14 protein-coding genes are annotated in these 16040 nt (G+C 62.5%); 3 read left to right on the top strand and 11 right to left on the bottom strand.

Annotation, left to right across the window (positions count from 1 at the left end; all coding sequences use genetic code 11):
• From ndk to ACYVB7_RS12955, 4 genes are all read right to left on the bottom strand, one after another.
• The gene (gene ndk, locus ACYVB7_RS12970; RefSeq protein ID WP_460508267.1) at positions 1-426 is read right to left on the bottom strand and encodes a nucleoside-diphosphate kinase; all 426 of its coding nucleotides are present in this window, start codon (positions 424-426) and stop codon (positions 1-3) included.
• Positions 427-504: 78 nt separating this feature from the next.
• Complete coding sequence (locus ACYVB7_RS12965; RefSeq protein WP_460508265.1) at positions 505-1740, bottom strand: pseudouridine synthase; 1236 nt, start codon at positions 1738-1740, stop codon at positions 505-507.
• Entirely contained in the window at positions 1628-2266 is a 639-nt protein-coding gene (scpB, locus tag ACYVB7_RS12960) for an SMC-Scp complex subunit ScpB (protein ID WP_460508263.1), read from the bottom strand. The genes ACYVB7_RS12965 and scpB overlap by 113 nt, the downstream gene beginning before the upstream one ends.
• A gap of 51 nt (positions 2267-2317) precedes the next feature.
• Positions 2318-3280, bottom strand: a complete 963-nt coding sequence (locus ACYVB7_RS12955) for an RluA family pseudouridine synthase (protein ID WP_460508261.1) — start codon at positions 3278-3280, stop codon at positions 2318-2320.
• Between the two features lie 111 nt (positions 3281-3391).
• Between ACYVB7_RS12955 and ACYVB7_RS12950 the strand changes: the two genes are divergently transcribed.
• Positions 3392-4210, top strand: coding sequence for an outer membrane protein assembly factor BamD (locus ACYVB7_RS12950; RefSeq protein ID WP_460508259.1), 819 nt, complete (start codon positions 3392-3394; stop codon positions 4208-4210).
• Positions 4211-4243: 33 nt separating this feature from the next.
• The gene (locus tag ACYVB7_RS12945) at positions 4244-5002 is read left to right on the top strand and encodes a PP2C family protein-serine/threonine phosphatase (protein ID WP_460508257.1); all 759 of its coding nucleotides are present in this window, start codon (positions 4244-4246) and stop codon (positions 5000-5002) included.
• A 33-nt stretch (positions 5003-5035) separates the two neighbouring features.
• On the opposite strand, the gene zapE is transcribed toward ACYVB7_RS12945, so the two are convergent.
• The 7 genes from zapE to ACYVB7_RS12910 all read right to left on the bottom strand — a co-directional run bounded on the left by zapE (position 5036) and on the right by ACYVB7_RS12910 (position 15228).
• A complete protein-coding gene (zapE, locus tag ACYVB7_RS12940) occupies positions 5036-6145 on the bottom strand; it encodes an AFG1/ZapE family ATPase (RefSeq protein WP_460508255.1) in 1110 nt (369 codons plus the stop codon).
• Between the two features lie 13 nt (positions 6146-6158).
• A complete protein-coding gene (lpdA, locus tag ACYVB7_RS12935) occupies positions 6159-7586 on the bottom strand; it encodes a dihydrolipoyl dehydrogenase (protein ID WP_460508252.1) in 1428 nt (475 codons plus the stop codon).
• Positions 7587-7707: 121 nt separating this feature from the next.
• Positions 7708-8982, bottom strand: coding sequence for a 2-oxoglutarate dehydrogenase complex dihydrolipoyllysine-residue succinyltransferase (gene odhB, locus ACYVB7_RS12930; protein ID WP_460508250.1), 1275 nt, complete (start codon positions 8980-8982; stop codon positions 7708-7710).
• 85 nt (positions 8983-9067) lie between these two features.
• Positions 9068-11944, bottom strand: a complete 2877-nt coding sequence (locus ACYVB7_RS12925) for a 2-oxoglutarate dehydrogenase family protein (RefSeq protein WP_460508248.1) — start codon at positions 11942-11944, stop codon at positions 9068-9070.
• A 187-nt stretch (positions 11945-12131) separates the two neighbouring features.
• Positions 12132-12506 carry an ArsR/SmtB family transcription factor gene (locus ACYVB7_RS12920; protein WP_460508246.1) on the bottom strand — a complete coding sequence of 125 codons (375 nt, stop codon included), beginning with the start codon at positions 12504-12506 and terminating at the stop codon, positions 12132-12134.
• 124 nt (positions 12507-12630) lie between these two features.
• Positions 12631-14526 (bottom strand): propionate--CoA ligase, encoded by a 1896-nt coding sequence (locus tag ACYVB7_RS12915; RefSeq protein ID WP_460508244.1) that lies wholly within the window; start codon positions 14524-14526, stop codon positions 12631-12633.
• Positions 14527-14625: 99 nt separating this feature from the next.
• Positions 14626-15228: a cysteine hydrolase family protein gene (locus tag ACYVB7_RS12910; RefSeq protein WP_460508362.1), complete on the bottom strand. Its 603-nt coding sequence runs from the start codon at positions 15226-15228 to the stop codon at positions 14626-14628.
• 169 nt (positions 15229-15397) lie between these two features.
• Between ACYVB7_RS12910 and ACYVB7_RS12905 the strand changes: the two genes are divergently transcribed.
• Positions 15398-16036: a C40 family peptidase gene (locus ACYVB7_RS12905; protein WP_460508242.1), complete on the top strand. Its 639-nt coding sequence runs from the start codon at positions 15398-15400 to the stop codon at positions 16034-16036.
• Positions 16037-16040 lie beyond the last annotated feature (4 nt).

Here is a 16040-nt window from a genome sequence, read left to right as displayed (position 1 = left end):
TCAGCGGTTGAAAACGTTCATGCCGGCAAAGAAGAACGCCACTTCCACGGCAGCCGTTTCAGGGGCGTCAGAGCCGTGCACAGCGTTGGCGTCGATGCTGTCGGCGAAGTCAGCACGGATGGTGCCGGCGTCGGCCTTCTTGGGGTCGGTGGCGCCCATCAGCTCGCGGTTCTTCAGGATGGCGTTCTCGCCTTCCAGAACTTGGATCATCACGGGACCGGAGATCATGAAGTCCACCAGATCCTTGAAGAAGGGACGAGCCTTGTGCACGGCATAGAAGGCCTCTGCTTCAGCGCGGGACAGGTGGGCCATGCGAGCGGCCACGACCTTCAGGCCAGCGGCTTCAAAGCGTGCGTAGATTTGACCGATGACGTTTTTGGCAACGGCGTCGGGTTTGATGATGGAAAGGGTGCGCTCAATGGCCATGTTGTTTTCCTAAAAGCGAAGTAAATCCGGGATTGTAGCCCGCTGGGGCGATTTTCTGAGCCAGGACGTCAGGCCCACTCAACGACCACCCGAGCGTCCCGGGCCACGCCCTCCTCGGCTCGACCGATCGGCCTTGCGCTGCCGGGCCAATGCATCGGCACCGATGTAGCCCACAGACGTTCTCATGGGATCGGGCTGACCTTCGGCACGCCCTGTGGGCGCAGGTCGCTTTCCCGACGGGTTTCCACGCCCTTTGGGCGGGCGCACCCCGCGTGAGGGCGCAGCGTCACGTGGCATGCCACCACTGGCACGCGTGAGCAAGGCAATGTCGTTGGCATCCAGTTCTACCCAGCTGCCTCGCTTCAATCCCCGCGGCAGCAACATGGAACCATAACGAATCCGGATGAGGCGGCTGACCGCATGCCCCACAGACTCCATCATCCGTCGAACCTCGCGGTTGCGCCCCTCGGAAATGGTCACGCGATACCAGCAATTGGCCCCCTCGCCGCCGCCGTCTTCGATGCTTGAAAACTGCGCCACACCATCGTCCAGGCGAACGCCTGCCAGCAAGCGGTCTTTTTCCTCGTTGCTGAGCGCCCCCAGCACCCGCACCGCGTATTCCCGTTCCAAGCCGAATCGGGGGTGCATGAGTTGGTTGGCCAGTTGCCCTGAATTGGTGAACAGCAACAACCCTTCGGTGTTGAGGTCCAGTCGACCGACAGACTGCCATTTGCCTTGCATGAGCCGTGGCAGGCGGCGGAACACGGTGGGACGGTTTTGCGGATCGTCGTGGGTCACCACCTCGCCCGCGGGTTTGTGGTACGCCAACACCCGGGCAGGCGGTGCCGTGACGCGCACACGCACCACCTTGCCATTCACCTTGACCACATCTCCGTATTGAACGCGTTGCCCGATGTGCGCGGGTTCTCCATTGACCGAAATCCGCCCCTCCAGGATGAGTTGCTCCATTTCCAACCGAGAGCCCATGCCCGCCTGGGCCAGCACCTTGTGGAGTTTGGGGCTGTCCATGTGAGGCGTGAGCACCCGCTTGGCGGGCTCAGCATCAATGGCGGCTGCGGCTTCATCAAATTCGCCGCTCAGAACGGCATCAAAGCTCACGCCGTGGTCGGTTCCTTGTGGCGCGGGGGACTGCGCAATGCCGCCAGGTGTCGCTGGAGACTCTTGGGGAGCGGGGGTGATTTCAGACATGGTCGGTGTTTTCAGGGGGTTCGGCAGCAGATGGGGCCACGGGGGCGGAATCGGCGTCAAGTGACAAATCAAGGGGCAAGGTGGCGTCCGTCGGCAGGAGGTCATCGGACAACTGCTGTTCCAGCACGTCGATGGCAGGCAGTTGGTCCAGCGACTGAAGACCCAGATCATCCAGGAACTGCCTTGTGGTGGCCAGCAATGCCGGTCGCCCCACGGTGTCGCGATGGCCGATCACCTCAATCCACCCACGCTCTTCCAGCTGCTTGAGCAAGGCACTGTTGACCACCACGCCACGAATGTCTTCGATGTCGCCACGGGTCACCGGCTGCCTGTACGCAATGATGGCCAGGGTTTCCAACGTGGCACGGCTGTACTTGGGGGGCTTTTCGGGGTGCAGGCGATCCAGAAACGGGCGAATGCGCCCCTCCGTCTGGAAACGCCAGCCAGTGGCCACTTCGACCAGCGCCACGCCGCGTCCTGTCCAGCGCGTTTGCAAATCGCGCAAGGCGCGTTTGATGGAATCCACGCCCACTTGTTCGTCGAACAGGCCAAAGAGGTCCTTGATCGACAAAGGTTGAGGGCTGGACATCAACGCAGCTTCAATGACGCACTCGGCATCCGATGACTTCATGCTGTTGAGGTGTGAGACCCTGCGCGGGCCGTGCCGCACAGGAAACCGGCATCAAGGCGTGCCAGGAAAGGAGCCAAACAGGTCCGGGGAAAGTAGCCCTGGATTGTAGTGGAGTCCATGGTGGTCCAGGCAGCCGACGATGTCGCTGGGCAGCGGAGCCTCCCAATCGAGCGACACTCCGGTCACCGGATGCCGGAGCATGAGGCGCGTGGCATGCAGCGCCTGCCGTTGGATGTGCGGGCTGCTTCGGCCGCCATAGAGGCCATCGCCCAGGATGGGCTGTCCGATCGACGCGAGGTGCACGCGAATTTGGTGGGTGCGTCCGGTGAACAGCTTGCAGGCCACCAACGCCGCGCTGTCGCATGTATCGAGGCGAACAAACTGCGTCCGCGCGGGTTTGCTGCCTGGGCCGGACGACAACACCGCCATGCGCAAGCGGTTGCCGGGATCCCTCCCCATGGGCTGGTCCACCTGCCGCTCACGAATGCCCTCCCACCGGCGTCCGGTGATGGCCAGGTACAGCCGGGTGACCTCGCGTGCCGCGATCTGCGCCACCAGCGCGTCCATCACCGGGCGCGTCTTGGCCACCACCATCAGGCCCGATGTGTCCTTGTCCAGGCGATGGACGATGCCTGCACGGGGCAGCAACGAGGCCCCGGCGTGGTGGTGCAGCAGGCCATTGAGCAGCGTGCCCGACCAGTTTCCCGCTGCGGGGTGCACCACCAGACCCGCAGGCTTGTTGACCACCAGCAGATGGGCATCCTCATGAAGCACGTCCAAAGGCAAGTCTTCTGCCACAAAGGATCGCGCCTGATCCGTGGGCTTGAGGTCGATGCGGCAGGCATCCCCGGCCTTCACCGCCACGGAGGCTTTGGACACCAGACGACCGTTGACCTGGACGTCTCCCTGCGCCAGGCATTGCTGAATGTAGGACCGGGAAAACCCCGGCAAGTGGCCTGCGAGACATTTGTCCAGGCGCTGGCCATGGTCGGGCACCCCAAACACCAAGTTCACCACCTCGCCCTCAGGCTCTCCATCTCCCAAATTCGGGAGGGCCGATTCATCGGGTACGGTCGATATAATTTTTGACTCCAAATCGGGCTGTCCGGCCATTGAAAGGTTGAGATGCAACGCATCAGATTATCGTTTTTTGGGGGCTGGCGTTTGGCCTTCGCCGTGAGCTGCGCCGCCGGGATGATGGCCGGATGTTCGTCGGCCCCCAAGGACAACACTGCCGGGTGGAGCCCCCAAAAGATCCAGACCGAGGCCTTGGACGAACGCAACTCGGGCAACTTCGAGAAAGCCGTCACGCTGTTCGAAAAGCTGGAGGGCCGCGCCGCGGGCACACCGTTGGCCCAGCAGGCTCAGCTCGACAAGGCGTATGCCCAGTACAAATCGGGCGAGGTCGCGCAAGCCGAGGCCACACTGGATCGGTTCATGAAAAACCATCCTGCCAGCCCGGCGCTGGACTATGCCCTCTACCTGAAAGGGCTGGTGTCCTTCAACGACAACCTGGGGATGTTTGGCTTTCTGTCCCACCAGAACCTGTCCGAGCGGGATCAACAAGCCGCCAAGGTGTCTTTTGAGTCCTTCCGTGAGTTGGTGACCCGTTTTCCCGACTCGCGTTATGCCCCCGACAGCCGTCAGCGCATGGTCTACATCGTGAATTCGCTGGCCGAACACGAGGTGCATGTGGCGCGTTACTACTACCAGCGGGGAGCCTATTTGGCGGCCGTGAACCGGGCCCAAACGGCCCTGTCCGACTACGTGGGGGCTCCGTCACTCGAAGAGGCGCTTTACATTCTGGTTCAGTCCTACGATGCGTTGGGCATGGCGTCGCTCCGGGACGATGCCAAACGCGTGTTGCTGACCAACTACCCCCACTCGGCGTATTTGGCACAAGGGTTCAAGAAGGCTTCCGATCCCTGGTGGAAGCTTTGGTGACCCTTGCGGGTGACGCCCAGCGAAAGCCCCACCATGCTGCATGAACTGAAGGTCACCGCGGGCACGGGCCTGCACAAGGGCGATCGGGATTACCAGCAAGACCAGCTCGGTCTGTGGCCGCACCCCCAGGCCAAGCATTGCCTGCTGGGGGTGATCGCCGATGGGATGGGGGGACGCAGTGGGGGACGCAAGGCTTCCGATCAGGTGCTGATGACCGCGCATCAGCTGTTTGAACGCTTTTCCCCCGGCAAGGATTCGCCGGCCGATTTGCTCAAACAAATCGTGGAAGAGTCTCACACGGTCATTCGGCTGACCGCGGCCTCATCCGAGCAGGAGCCGCACAGCACCATCGCCGCGTTTGTGCTGACGCCAGACGGTTCGTGCCACTGGATCCACGCGGGCGATTCCCGCATCCACCATGTTCACGGCCAGCGTCTGGTGCACCGCACCATGGACCATTCGTACGTCCAGACCCTGGTGGACAAAGGGGTGTTGACGCCTGAGCAGGCGCAAAACCACCCTCAGTCCAACGTGCTGGTGGGGTGTTTGGGCACCGAAACCCCACCCCCGGCAAGCACCCACACCATTCAGCACATGAAAGCCGGTGATGTGTTGATGGCCTGCAGCGACGGCGTTTGGCACTACTTTTCCGAGGCCGAAATTGGCTACATCCTGGGCATCCACAGTGCGCGCGATGCGTGTGAAGTGCTGATCAGCCAAGCCCGAATGCGGGCGCTTGGACATGGTGACAACCTGTCCGTGGTGGTGGTGCGCTTCGACCGTCGAGGTTGACCCGGTGGCGGTCCAACGGGGCTGGCCAGAGGATCAGGTCAGCGACGTGTCCACCACCCGGTGGGGTTCGGCCAGGTACTCGCTGGATTGCATTTCCACCAGGCGAGACACCGTGCGCGGAAACTCGTGCGACATGGGGCCTTCGGTGTACAGCTGCTCGGGCGGCACCGCAGCCGACACGATGAACTTCACCCGACGGTCGTACAGCACATCCACCAGCCAGGTGAAGCGACGGGCCTCGCTGGCCATGCGGGCGCTCATTTGCGGCACGTTGGACAGCAGCAGGGTGTGGAACTGAGTGGCCAGCTCCAGGTAGTCGTTCTGCGACCGAGGCCCGCCACACAGGGTCTTGAAATCAAACCAGATCACCCCGCCCGCCTTGCGGTGGGCCTGAATCTGCCGTGACTCGATGGTCATCACCGGCGACTCGTCGGCGGTCTCGGCCAACTGGTGGAAGGTCTGCTCCAGGGTTCGCTCGGCCTGGTCGGACAATGGCGTGTGGTACAGCGCCACATGCTCCAGCGCCCGGCGGCGGTAGTCGGTGCCGTTGTCGACGTTGATGACTTCCAGCTCCTGCTTGAGCAAGGCAATGGCAGGCAGGATGCGGTCGCGGTGCAAGCCGTCCGGGTACAGGCCATCCGGGTGGAAGTTGGATGTGGTGACAAAACCCACGCCGTGTTTGAACAACGAGTCCAGCAGCCGGTGCAAGACCATGGCATCGGTCACATCGGCCACATGAAACTCGTCAAAGCAGATCAGCTTGTAGCGCTGGGCCATGCGCTTACCCAGCTCGTCCAGCGGATTGACGGTTCCCTGCATCTCGCGCAGTTCGCGGTGCACCTCGCGCATGAACTCGTGGAAGTGCAGCCGCGTCTTGCGCTTGAGTGGCACGGCGTTGAAAAAGCAATCCATCAGGAAGCTCTTGCCCCGCCCCACCCCGCCGTACATGTACACGCCCTTGGGAATGGGCGGGTGCACAAACAGCTTTTTGAGCGAGTTGGACCGCCGCTGCTTGTACGCACCCCATTCCTGGGCGCAACGCTCCAGCGCCGCCACGGCGCGTTGTTGTGCGGGGTCGGTGGTGTAACCGCGCTCTTTCAGCGCAGCCTCGTAGGCCGCACGGACACTGGAACCTGTGCTCAACGGCGCAACCCGATCAGAAGTTGAGCGTGCGCTTGTCCACGGCCAAGGCTGCTTCCTTGGTCGCTTCGCTCAGGGACGGGTGGGCGTGGCAAATGCGCGCGATGTCTTCGGCACTGGCCTTGAACTCCATGGCCACCACGGCTTCGGAAATCAACTCAGACACCATCGGGCCGATCATGTGCACGCCCAGGATCTCGTCGGTGGTCGCGTCGGCAATGAACTTGACCATGCCCGTGGTGTCACCCAGGGCCCGAGCCCGGCCATTGGCCAGGAACGGGAAGGAGCCCGCCTTGTACTTCACGCCTTCGGCCTTGAGCTGTTGCTCGGTCTTGCCCACCCAGGCAATCTCAGGGCTGGTGTAGATGACGTAGGGAATGGTGTTGAAGTTGACGTGTCCGTGTTGACCGGCGATGCGCTCGGCCACGGCCACACCCTCTTCTTCGGCCTTGTGGGCCAGCATGGGGCCGCGCACCACGTCGCCCACCGCCCACACGCCGGGCAGGTTGGTCTTGCAGTCGCCGTCCACCACGATGGCTCCGCGCTCGTCCAGTTGCAGGCCCACGGCTTCGGCGTTGAGGCCGATGGTGTTGGGCACGCGACCGATGGAGACGATGAGCTTGTCCACCGCCAACTCCAGGGCTTCGCCCTTGGCGTTGGTGTAGGCGACGTTCACGCCCTTCTTGCCCACCTTGATGTCGCCGACCTTCACGCCCAGCTCGATCTTCAGGCCTTGCTTGTCGAACACCTTCTTGGCTTCCTTGGCAATCTGCTCATCGGCAGCGCCCAGGAAGGTGGGCAGGCCTTCGAGGATGGTCACTTCAGCACCCAGGCGACGCCACACCGAGCCCATTTCCAGGCCGATGACGCCGGAGCCGATGACACCCAGCTTCTTGGGCACGGCGCCGATGCGCAGGGCACCGTCGTTGGACAGCACGTTGACCTCGTCGAACGGCACGCCGGGCAGCGCACGGGCGTTGGAGCCGGTGGCCACGATGACTTGCTTGCCCACCAGGGTTTCTTCGGCGGCACCGGCCACCTTGATTTCGTAGCCACCTTCTGCGGCCTTCACGAACGAGCCGCGGCCATGGAAGAAGCTGACCTTGTTCTTCTTGAACAGGTACAGGATGCCGTCGTTGTTCTGCTTGACCACCTGGTCCTTGCGGCCCACCATCTTGGCCACGTCCATCTTGACGGTGCCGGTGGAAATGCCGTGGTCGGCAAAGTGATGGGTGGCGTGTTCGAAGTGCTCGGACGACTGCAACAGCGCCTTGGACGGGATGCAGCCCACGTTGGTGCAGGTGCCGCCTGGGGCGGGGCCGCCAGCGGCGTTTTTCCACTCGTCAATGCAGGCCACCTGGAAACCCAGCTGCGCTGCGCGGATGGCGGCAATGTAACCACCAGGGCCGCCGCCGATGACGACGACGTCAAATTGTTTGCTCATGTGTTCACCTCAGGCCCCGCGAGCGCTGCCCGCAGAACTACAAAATTTATAGCTGTTTGCGCTTGTATATAAAGCGCTAGAGGCCAAAAATCCTTGAACTTTTGGCCTCCCCTTCAAACCATCAGATGCCGAACAGCAGGCGCGACGGATCTTCCAGCGCCTCCTTCATGGCCACCAGGCCCAGCACGGCTTCGCGACCGTCGATGATGCGGTGGTCGTAGCTCATGGCCAGGTAGTTGATGGGGCGGATCACGATCTGACCGTTCTCCACCACGGCGCGGTCCTTGGTGGCGTGCACGCCCAGGATGGCCGATTGCGGCGGGTTGATGATGGGCGTGGACAGCATGGAGCCGAAGGTGCCGCCGTTGGAGATGGAGAAGGTGCCGCCGGTCATTTCTTCAATGCCCAGCTTGCCGTCCTTGGCCTTCTGGCCGAATTCGGCAATCTTCTTCTCGATGTCGGCAAAGCTCATCTGGTCGGCGTTGCGCAGGATGGGCACCACCAGGCCACGGGGCGAACCCACGGCAATGCCGATGTCGAAGTAGCCGTGGTACACGATGTCGTTGCCATCCACCGAGGCGTTGAGCACGGGGTACTTCTTCAGGGCGTGCACGGCAGCTTTCACGAAGAAGCTCATGAAGCCCAGCTTGCAGCCGTGTTCTTTCTCGAACTTCTCCTGGAAGCGCTTGCGCATTTCCATCACCGGGGCCATGTTCACTTCGTTGAACGTGGTCAGGATGGCGTTGGTGGCTTGCGACTGCAGCAGACGCTCGGCCACGCGGGCACGCAGGCGGGTCATGGCCACGCGCTGCTCGGGGCGGTCGCCCAGGTCGGGGGCCGCAGGGCCGCTGACCTGAGGCAGTGCCTTGGTGGGCACGCCGGTGGGAATGGCCACGGCGGGGGCAGCCGCAGGAGCGGTGGCACCGGAGGCGACGGCGGACAGCACATCACCCTTGGTGACGCGGCCATCCTTGCCGGTGCCGGCCACAGAACCGGCGGCCAGGCCGTTGTCGGCCATCAGCTTGGCAGCGGCGGGCATGGCCACACCGGCCTTGGCACCACCCGTGGCGGCTGCAGCAGCCACCGCAGGGGCGGCCACAGGGGCCGCAGCAGCAGGCGCTGCCGCCGGGGCGGGTGCAGCCACAGCCGCGCCAGCTTCGGTGTTGATCTTGGCGATCACCTGGTCAGAGGTGACGGTGCCGCCATCGGCCACCACCAGCTCAGCCAGCACGCCGGCCGCGGGGGCGGGCACTTCCAGCACCACTTTGTCGGTTTCGATTTCGATCAGGATTTCATCGGCGGCGACCAGCTCACCGGCTTTTTTCTTCCATTGCAACAGGGTGGCTTCGGCAACGGACTCGGACAGTTGCGGAACCTTGACTTCGACGATGGCCATTTTTCAGTTTTCCTTCAATTCGGTGTGCGACGTTGGCATGGCGCGGCACGTCCAACGGTGACGTGCGGGGCCATGCCGGTGCGGTTTACTTGGTGAGGATGAAGCCCTTGAGCTTGCCGAACGCCCCTTCGACCAGGGCCTTTTGCTGCTCTTGGTGCAGGTGCGAGTAGCCCACGGCGGGAGACGCCGAAGCCGCACGGCCGGAGTAACCCAGCTTCTGACCATCCAACATGTTTTCGTGGATGTAGTGCTGCACGAAGAACCAGGCACCCTGGTTCTGCGGCTCGTCCTGGCACCACACCAGTTCGGTTGCGTTGGGGTACTTCTTCACCTCGGCGGCAAACGCCTTGTGCGGGAAGGGGTACAGCTGCTCGACGCGGATGATGGCCACGTCGTCGGCACCCTTTTCTTCGCGCTTCTTCACCAGGTCGTAGTACACCTTGCCGGAGCAGATGACCAGGCGCTTGACCTTTTCGGCCTTCTTGTTGACCTCTTCCTTGGTCTCGGGAATGACGGTCTGGAACGAGCCACGGATGAACTCGGACAGCGGCGAGGTCGCGTCCTTGTTGCGCAGCAGCGACTTGGGCGTCATGATCACCAGCGGCTTGCGCAGGTTGCGCACCATCTGACGGCGCAACACGTGGAAGATCTGGCTGGCCGTGGTGGGCTGCACGATCTGCATGTTGGCGTCGGCCGCCAGCTGCATGAAGCGCTCCAGGCGAGCCGACGAGTGCTCAGGCCCCTGCCCTTCGTAGCCGTGCGGCAGCATCAGGGTGATGCCGTTGACACGGCCCCACTTCACTTCGCCCGAGGCGATGAACTGGTCGATCACCACCTGGGCGCCGTTGGCGAAATCGCCGAACTGGGCTTCCCAGATCACCAGGGTGTTGGGGTCGTTGGACGCATAGCCGTACTCGAAGCCCAGCACTGCCTCTTCGGACAGGATGGAGTCGATCACGACAAACGGGGCCTGGTTGTCAGCCACGTTCTGCAGCGGCACGTAGGTGCCGGTGTCCCACTTTTCGCGCTTCTGGTCGTGGATGACGGCGTGGCGGTGCGTGAAGGTGCCGCGGCCACAGTCTTCGCCCGACAGGCGCACGGGGTAACCACTGGCCACCAGGGACGCAAAGGCCATGTGCTCGCCCATGCCCCAGTCCACGGGAATGTCGCCACGGGCCATGGCCGCACGGTCGTCGTACACCTTCTTGACCAGCGGGTGCGGGCTGACGCTTTCAGGCAACGTGGTGATGCGGTCAGACAGGCGCTTCCACTCGGCCATGGGCACGCCGGTGTCGCCACCGTCGGTCCACTTCTTACCCAGGAAGGGCGACCAATCCACCGCGTACTTGCTCTTGAAGTTGGACAGGACCGGGTCCACGGTGTGGCGACCAGCGTCCATGGCAGCGCGGTAGGCTTTCACCAGCTCGTCGCCCAGGCCTTCCCCGAACCCTTGGGCGGCCAGCTTGTCGGCGTACAGCTTGCGGGTGCCGGGGTGGGCACCGATCTTCTTGTACATCAGCGGCTGGGTCAGCGCAGGGGTGTCCTGCTCGTTGTGGCCCAGTTTTCGGAAGCAGACGATGTCCACCACCACGTCCTGGCGGAATTCCATGCGGTATTCCAGGGCCAACTGGGTGGCCAGCACCACGGCCTCAGGGTCGTCGCCGTTGACGTGCAGCACCGGGGCTTCGACCATCTTCACGATGTCCGTGCAGTACACGCTGGAGCGCATGTCGCGCGGGTCCGACGTGGTGAAGCCGATCTGGTTGTTGATGATGAAGTGCACCGTGCCGCCCGTGGTGTAGCCACGGGTCTGGGCCAGCGCCAGGGTTTCCTGGTTGACGCCTTGGCCGCCGAAGGCCGCATCACCGTGCACCAGCACGGGCAGCACCTGGTCGCCACGCTTGTCACCACGACGGTCCATGCGGGCACGGGCAGAGCCCACCACCACCGGGTTGACGATTTCCAGGTGCGAGGGGTTGAACGCCAGCGACAGGTGAACCGGGCCGCCAGGGGTGGTCACGTCGGAGCTGAAACCTTGGTGGTACTTCACGTCACCTGCGGGCAGGTCTTCGGGGGCGGTGTGGTCGAACTCGGCAAACAGGTCCTTGGGCATCTTGCCCATGGTGTTGACCAGCACGTTCAAGCGGCCACGGTGGGCCATGCCGATCACGATCTCTTGCACGCCACGGGCACCGGCAGACTGGATGACCTCGTCAATGGCGGCAATGAAGCTCTCGCCACCTTCCAGCGAGAAACGCTTTTGGCCAACGTACTTGGTGTGCAGGAAACGCTCGAGGCCTTCGGCCGCCGTCAGCTTTTCGAGGATCTGCTTTTTCTTCTCGCCCGAGTAGTTGGGCTTGCTGCGGATGCTTTCCAGCTTTTGTTGCCACCAGCGCTTTTCGTTCTGGTCGGAGGTGTGCATGTACTCGGCACCGATGCTGCCGCAGTAGGTTTCGCGCAGCGCATTGAGCAGCTCGCGCAGCGGCATGGTGTCGCGACCGAAGAACGTGTTGCTGGTGTTGAACACGGTTTCCAGGTCGGCATCGCTGAAGCCGTAGAACGACAGCTCCAGCTCGGGGATGTTTTCGCGTTCCTGGCGCTTGAGCGGATCCAGGTTGGCCCAACGGTTGCCCACGTTGCGGTAGGCGGCAATCAGCTGCTGAGACGAAACGCGCTTGCGCCCCATTTCAGAGTCGGTGTTGGCCAGCACGACCTGCGTGGTGCCTTTCTTGGCACGCTCGGCAAAGGCATTGATGACGGGCAGGTGGGGCACATCGCGGGCGTCGGTGCCGTCCACGGCGGGAACGTGCTGCAACGCGTCGAAGTAGCTGCGCCAGGTGTCGGGGACGCTGCCGGGGTTGGCCAGATAGTTCTCATACATCTCTTCGACATAGGGGGCATTGCCGCCGAAGAGGTAGGAGTTGCCTTTGAAGGCACCGTAGACGTTGGTAGTCTCGCTCATTGTTTCGCAGACCTCCGCTTCCCTGAGGGAAGCATCAGATGGTTGAAGAACCTCCCGCGACACGGCTGAACCGTTTGGCGGATGCGACTGTGACTAGGAAGGGCCAAGTGCAGCGGGCGATTGTACGCGTTGCCGGCACCGAAGGGGTTGGACCCGCGTTGCAACGGGGCCACGGGTCAGTCAAGCGTCAGGGCACCATGCGCGGCGACAGGCGCTGAGCCACCGGAACAGAGCCCGGCTCGTCCATCTCAATGGCGATCTGGGTGCACACCGTTCTGCACAAGGTCACCGCTTGCTCACTCTGCACGCGGTAAATGACTTGTGTACCCTCTTTGCGCTTGGCCAGCACCCCCGTGCGGTAGAGCACATTCAGGTGCTGGGACAAATTGGGCTGGGTGGTTTCGATTTCACTCAGCAGCTGCGACACCGATTTTTCCTGGTCGCACAGTGCGCTGAGGATGCGCAACCGCATCGGCGTGGCCAGCACGCCAAACAACTCGGCCGCAAGCTCGAACACGCGGCCCTTCTCGACCTGATCGCCGTTGTTTTCGGTGTTGCCCATGGAATCGCGTCATGAATGAATATAAGCATTCATGATAACCAAGACGCCACACCTTGTCCGACCAGGGAAACCCGCGGGTCCGCTCAAAGCGACGGTCGTGTCACTTTGAGCGGGCGAAAGGCGTTCAAGGCTGTACCAAGTCCTTGATCTGCTGCAACGCGGCGGGGTCTTCCATCGTGGTCAGGTCGCCGGCATCGCGCCCTTCGCACACGGCCTGGATGGCGCGACGCAGCAGCTTGCCACTGCGGGTCTTGGGCAGGACGGACACAAAACGCACGCGAGCCGGACGCGCCACCGCGCCGAGCTGGTTGTCCACCACTTTCATGATGTCCCCCTCCAGCTTCAGGGCGTCCGCATCCGTGGCCGCCTGGCTCGGGTCCTTGAGGACCGCGAAGGCCACGGCCACCTGGCCTTTGAGTTGATCCGCCACACCCACCACCGCCACCTCGGCCACGTTGGGGTGGCTGGAAATGCTCTCTTCAATCTCGCGGGTGCCCAGGCGATGACCGGCGACGTTGATCACGTCGTCGGTGCGGCCCAGGATGTAGAAGTAGCCGTCTTCATCTTTCACGCCCCAGTCAAAGGTGCTGTACATGGTCTTGCCGAAAATGCTGGACCAGTAGGTTTTGACGTAGCGCTCGTCATCCCCCCACACGGTTTGCAAGCATCCCGGGGGCAGCGGCCCGTTGACGGCAATGACGCCCTTGGTGTTGGGCTCGGTGATCTCCTCTGCCGTGACTTCGTTGATCAGCTTGACGTCGTACCCATACACGGCCTTGCCCGGTGAACCGAACTTGGTGGGTGCTTTTTCCACACCATTGCAGATGGCCATGATGGGCCAGCCCGTTTCGGTCTGCCAGTAGTTGTCGATGATGGGTTTGTTCAACGCGCCGCCGATCCAGGTGGCCGTGGGCTCGTCCAAGGGTTCGCCAGCCAGGAACAGAGCCTTCAGGCTGGACAGGTCGTATTTGGTCAGGTAGGCCGGGTCTTGCTTTTTCAGCACACGCGCCGCTGTCGGCGCGGAGAACATCACGCTGACCTTGTATTTTTCGACCAAGCTCCACCAGACACCGGCATCGGGCCGGATGGGAAGCCCCTCGTACATGATGGTGGCCATGCCGTTGATCAGTGGGCCATAGATGATGTAGCTGTGCCCCACCACCCAACCTATGTCGGAGGTGGAGAAGAAGGTCTCGCCAGGCTCGCCCATGTAGATGTGCTTCATGGAGGCGGCCAAGGCCACTGCGTAGCCTGCGGTGTCGCGCTGCACGCCCTTGGGTTTGCCCGTGGTTCCACTGGTATAGAGGATGTAGCTGGGGTGGGTGCTGTCCACCCATTCGCAAGGAACCTGCGCGTCCAGGTGGGCCTGACGCAACGTGGCGTAGTCCTCGTCACGCCCAGCCACCGGGGCCAGATCGGCCAAACCGCGGTTGACCATCAGCACCTTGCTGGGCTTTTGGGTGGACAGGCTGATGGCTTCGTCCAGCAGGTGTTTGTAGGGCACAACCTTGCCACCGCGCATGCCGGCATCGGCACTCACGATGAGCTTGGGCTGCGCATCGTCAATCCGGCTGGCCAGGGCGTGGCTGGCAAACCCCCCGAACACCACGGAGTGAATCGCACCGATCCGCACGCAGGCCAGCATGGCAAAGCAGGCTTCGGCAATCATGGGCATGTAAATCAGCACCCGATCGCCCTTGCCCACCCCCAGGCCCCTGAAGATGGCTGCCATGCGGCTGACCTCTGCGTGCAGTTCCTTGAAGCTGTAGGCTTTTTCGGTGCCGGTTTCGGTGGAAACGAACACCAGCGCATTCTGGTCGCCGCGAGTGGCCAAATGGCGGTCCACCGCGTTGTGGCACAGGTTGGTCTGCCCGCCCGCAAACCAACGTGCAAACGGTGGGTTGCTGTAGTCGCACACCTCATCGAACGGGCGATGCCAGTCAATCAACTGGGCCTGTTCACGCCAGAAACCATCGCGATCGTCGATCGAGCGGCGAAAAAAATCGGCATAACTGCTCATGCACTGTCTCCATCAAGCCAAGAAACTGAATTCATAATTATTTATGCCAGCTCTTTCGACAAGCTGACGCAGGTCAAACACCTGCGTCAGCGGACGCCATCATTTGATCAAAGGCAACACCGCCCGAAACTGGGGGTGCTCATGGCTGCGAAGCCACTCGAAAATCACCATTTCCGTTGTCACCAGCTCCACACCGGCGCCGGCCAAGCGGTCGAAAGCCGCATCGCGGTTGCGTTCTGTGCGGGAGCTGCAGGCATCGGTCACCACACACACATCAAACTCGTCGTCCAGCAACTCCAACGCCGTTTGGAGCAGGCACACGTGGGCTTCGCATCCGGCCAGCACCACCGTACCCCGCTCCGACTGTGGGGCCTGAGGGCGCTGCAAGTGTTTGGGCATGCTGCGCGCGTTGCCCCCCGTCGCTTTGACGGGTGGGCGCAACCAGTCTACCAACCCTTCGGCCGCGGCACTGAAGTGGGATTTGCTCAGCGTCTTGCGGCACAGGGCACGCAATTCAGGGTCGTTGGACCCCAGTGCGTCGGGATTCTGTTCCGTGCCCCAGACCGGAACGTCCAACATCTGGGCCACCTTGGCCAACCGAACCGCATTGCCCAGCACCGTTGTTGCATCGACCACGGCGGGGAGGAGTCGGGTTTGATAATCGATCAAGACGAGTTGAGACTCCGTCACTTCTAACAACATATGTTTCCTGTCACAATCAAACGTTGATTGAATTGCATCCGGGTCACCGCAGGGCAGACATGCCAACGGGTGATGCCGATCCAACCGGGATTGTCTGCTTTTGCCACGCTTTGTCGATCATCTGTTGAGCTTGCGCGCGGAGAGACCGTCGTTTGTGTCGACCACCAGCATGGGCCTTGCGGCCTTGTTGCTGAGTGTTGGCATGAGCGTGCATGCAGCACCTCAGGACACTGACACCGCCCTTCAAACCCCTGTCACGGTCCCGACCGAGGCGACACCAGTGTCTTCCCTGGCCGCCAGATTGTCCGATGTGCCCGTGTTGGGGGCGGGGTTGGGCCACCTCAACAACGGCCTGGGGCAAATCCGCCAGTCCATGAGCCAGACCACCTCCGACCTGGTGCTCAACGCCATGGGCTTCCTGGGTGTGCCGTACCGTCGTGGTGGCAGCTCCGCTGAGACCGGGTTCGATTGCAGTGGTTTTGTGCGATCGGTCTACGAAAACACGTTGGGCATGGTGTTGCCCCGACGTGCCGCAGAGCAAGCGCAATCCACGGCCAAGATCAACTCCGACGAACTCAGGCCCGGTGATCTGGTGTTTTTCAACACCATGCGCCGTGCATTCAGCCATGTGGGCATTTATGTGGGGGACGGAAAGTTCATCCACTCGCCCCGAGCGGGTGGCAAGGTCCGCGTGGAGGACATGCGGGAGTCGTACTGGGCCAAGCGGTTCAATGGCGCACGGCGTGTGGAAACAGCCCCCGGGACGCCGCCGGTGGACACCCGCCTGATCATGCCCGGCACCAACTGAGGGT

It is taken from the genome of Hydrogenophaga soli (assembly GCF_054777695.1).
Note: the sequence above shows the minus strand (reverse complement) of the source record. Positions and strands in the feature narration are given on the sequence as shown.

Coding starts and splice junctions, on each gene's coding strand:
- ndk (WP_460508267.1), bottom strand. CDS start 426: ATGGCCATTGAGCGCACCCTTTCCATCATCAAACCCGACGCCGTTGCC.
- ACYVB7_RS12965 (WP_460508265.1), bottom strand. CDS start 1,740: ATGACCTCCTGCCGACGGACGCCACCTTGCCCCTTGATTTGTCACTTG.
- scpB (WP_460508263.1), bottom strand. CDS start 2,266: ATGAAGTCATCGGATGCCGAGTGCGTCATTGAAGCTGCGTTGATGTCC.
- ACYVB7_RS12950 (WP_460508259.1), top strand. CDS start 3,392: ATGCAACGCATCAGATTATCGTTTTTTGGGGGCTGGCGTTTGGCCTTC.
- ACYVB7_RS12945 (WP_460508257.1), top strand. CDS start 4,244: ATGCTGCATGAACTGAAGGTCACCGCGGGCACGGGCCTGCACAAGGGC.
- lpdA (WP_460508252.1), bottom strand. CDS start 7,586: ATGAGCAAACAATTTGACGTCGTCGTCATCGGCGGCGGCCCTGGTGGT.
- odhB (WP_460508250.1), bottom strand. CDS start 8,982: ATGGCCATCGTCGAAGTCAAGGTTCCGCAACTGTCCGAGTCCGTTGCC.
- ACYVB7_RS12925 (WP_460508248.1), bottom strand. CDS start 11,944: ATGAGCGAGACTACCAACGTCTACGGTGCCTTCAAAGGCAACTCCTAC.
- ACYVB7_RS12920 (WP_460508246.1), bottom strand. CDS start 12,506: ATGGGCAACACCGAAAACAACGGCGATCAGGTCGAGAAGGGCCGCGTG.
- ACYVB7_RS12915 (WP_460508244.1), bottom strand. CDS start 14,526: ATGAGCAGTTATGCCGATTTTTTTCGCCGCTCGATCGACGATCGCGAT.
- ACYVB7_RS12910 (WP_460508362.1), bottom strand. CDS start 15,228: ATGTTGTTAGAAGTGACGGAGTCTCAACTCGTCTTGATCGATTATCAA.
- ACYVB7_RS12905 (WP_460508242.1), top strand. CDS start 15,398: ATGGGCCTTGCGGCCTTGTTGCTGAGTGTTGGCATGAGCGTGCATGCA.